Below are 3,055 nucleotides of genomic sequence, written 5' to 3'. Positions count from 1 at the left end.
CTGACCCTGGAAGACGGAGGAACTGTAGACCTTTCGGCTTTCCTCGATAACACCGACAGTCAGGACCTCAGCCTTTCCGGTACCACCCTCTCTCTTGTGGATGGGGGAAGCGTGGACTTAGCGCCATTCCTGGACAACTCAGACGACCAGCAAATCACCGACTTCAGCCTGGCCGGGAATATCCTGACCCTTACCCTGGAAGACGGAGGCACCCAAACGGTGGACCTTTCCGGATATGTTTCTTCTGATGACCAGGCGCTGAGCCTCTCTGGGAACACGCTCTCCTTGGAAGACGGAGGGGATGTGGACCTGGCCGCCTACATGGACAATACCGATGACCAGGTGCTGAGCCTGTCCGGCAATACCCTGACCCTGGAAGACGGGGGCACCGTAGACCTTTCCGCCTTCTTGGACAACTCCGACGACCAGCAGATCACCGACTTTAGCCTGACCGGGAATATCCTGACCCTTACCCTGGAGGATGGAGGCACCCAAACCGTGGACCTTTCCGGATATGTTTCTTCCGATGACCAGGCGCTGAGCCTGTCCGGCAATACCCTGACCCTGGAAGACGGGGGCACTGTAGACCTGTCGGCCTTTCTGGATAATACCGACGACCAACAAATCACTGACTTTAGCCTCGCCGGTAATATCCTAACCCTTACCCTGGAAGACGGAGGCACCCAGACCGTAGACCTTTCCGGATATGTTTCATCCGATGACCAGGCACTAAGTCTCTCTGGAAACACCTTGACCCTGGAAGACGGGGGCACCGTAGACCTTTCTGCATACCTAGACAACTCAGACGACCAACAAATCACCGACTTTAGCCTGGCCGGGAATATCCTGACCCTTACCCTGGAGGATGGAGGCACCCAAACCGTGGACCTGGCCGCCTACATGGACAATACCGATGACCAGGCGCTGAGCCTGTCTGGTAATACGCTAACTCTTGAGGATGGCGGGACTGTAGACCTTTCCGCATTTTTGGATAATACCGACAGCCAGGACCTTAGCCTTTCCGGTACCACCCTCTCTCTTGTGGATGGGGGAAGCGTGGACTTAGCGCCCTTCCTGGACAACTCAGACGACCAGCAAATCACCGACTTCAGCCTGGCCGGGAATATCCTGACTTTGACCCTGGAAGATGGGGGGACACAAACCGTGGACCTGGCCGCCTACATGGACAATACCGATGACCAGGCGTTGAGCCTGTCTGGCAACACGCTAACTCTTGAGGATGGCGGGACTGTAGACCTTTCCGCATTTCTGGATAATACCGACAGTCAGGATCTCAGTCTTTCCGGAACGACTCTCTCTCTTGTGGATGGGGGAAGCGTGGACTTAGCGCCCTTCCTGGACAACTCAGACGACCAGCAGATTACCGACTTCAGCCTGGCCGGCAATATCCTGACCCTGACGCTGGAAGATGGTGGAACACAAACCGTGGACCTGGCCTCCTACATGGACAACACAGACGATCAAGCTTTAAGCTTATCAGGTAATACGCTTACTATTGAGGACGGAGGCACTGTAGATCTTTCCGCCTTCTTGGACAACTCCGACGACCAGCAGATCACCGACTTCAGCCTGGCCGGGAATATCCTGACTTTGACCCTGGAAGATGGAGGCACCCAGACCGTAGACCTTTCCGGATATGTTTCATCCGATGACCAGGCACTAAGTNAATACCGACAGTCAGGATCTCAGTCTTTCCGGAACGACTCTCTCTCTTGTGGATGGGGGAAGCGTGGACTTAGCGCCCTTCCTGGACAACTCAGACAACCAGCAAATCACCGACTTCAGCCTGGCCGGCAATATCCTGACCCTGACGCTGGAAGATGGTGGAACCCAAACCGTGGACCTGGCCTCCTACATGGACAACACAGACGATCAAGCTTTAAGCTTATCAGGTAATACGCTGACCCTGGAAGATGGCGGAACTGTAGATCTTTCCGCCTTCTTGGACAACTCCGACGACCAGCAGATTACCGACTTTAGCCTCGCCGGGAATATCCTGACTTTGACCCTGGAAGATGGAGGCACCCAGACCGTAGACCTTTCCGGATATGTTTCATCCGATGACCAGGCACTAAGTCTCTCTGGAAACACCCTGACCCTGGAGGATGGTGGTACTGTAGACCTGTCAGCCTACCTGGATAACTCAGACGACCAACAGATCACCGACTTCAGACTGGCCGGGAATATCCTGACTTTAACCCTAGAGGATGGGGGCACCCAAACGGTGGACCTTTCCGGATATGTTTCTTCTGATGACCAGGCGCTGAGCCTCTCTGGGAACACGCTCTCCTTGGAAGACGGAGGGGATGTGGATCTTGCCGCTTACTTAGACAACACAGACGATCAAGCTTTGAGCTTGTCCGGCAATACCCTGACCCTGGAAGATGGCGGAACTGTAGACCTTTCCGCCTACCTCGACAACTCAGACAACCAACAAATCACCGACTTCAGCCTGGCCGGGAATATCCTGACCTTGACACTGGAAAATGGTGGCACCCAAACCGTGGACCTGGCCGCCTACATGGACAACACGGACAATCAAGCTTTGAGCTTGTCCGGCAATACACTGACCCTGGAAGACGGAGGAACTGTAGACCTTTCGGCTTTCCTCGATAACACCGACAGTCAGGACCTCAGCCTTTCCGGTACCACCCTCTCTCTTGTGGATGGGGGAAGCGTGGACTTAGCGCCATTCCTGGACAACTCAGACGACCAGCAAATCACCGACTTCAGCCTGGCCGGGAATATCCTGACCCTTACCCTGGAAGACGGAGGCACCCAAACCGTGGACTTGTCCGCCTACATGGACAACACGGACGATCAAGCTTTAAGCTTATCAGGTAATACGCTTACTCTTGAGGACGGAGGCACTGTAGATCTTTCCGCCTTCTTGGACAACTCCGACAACCAGCAGATCACCGACTTCAGCCTTGCCGGCAATATCCTGACTTTGACCCTGGAAGATGGAGGCACCCAGACCGTAGACCTTTCCGGATATGTTTCATCCGATGACCAGGCACTAAGTCTCTCTGGA

The 3,055-nt window shown here is 54.6% G+C and carries 1 protein-coding gene; it reads left to right on the top strand.

Features of this window, described 5'->3' with window-relative positions; genetic code table 11:
* Positions 1-1,750: 1,750 nt before the first annotated feature.
* On the top strand, positions 1,751-3,055 hold a 1,305-nt coding region (locus CA832_RS15180; protein WP_233131743.1), incomplete at its 3' end, for a hypothetical protein.

Source organism: Robiginitalea sediminis (assembly GCF_002198115.1).
Lineage (GTDB): Bacteria > Bacteroidota > Bacteroidia > Flavobacteriales > Flavobacteriaceae > Robiginitalea > Robiginitalea sediminis.
The sequence above is the reverse complement of the archived record's forward strand: the minus strand, read 5'-3'. Positions and strand labels throughout refer to the sequence as shown.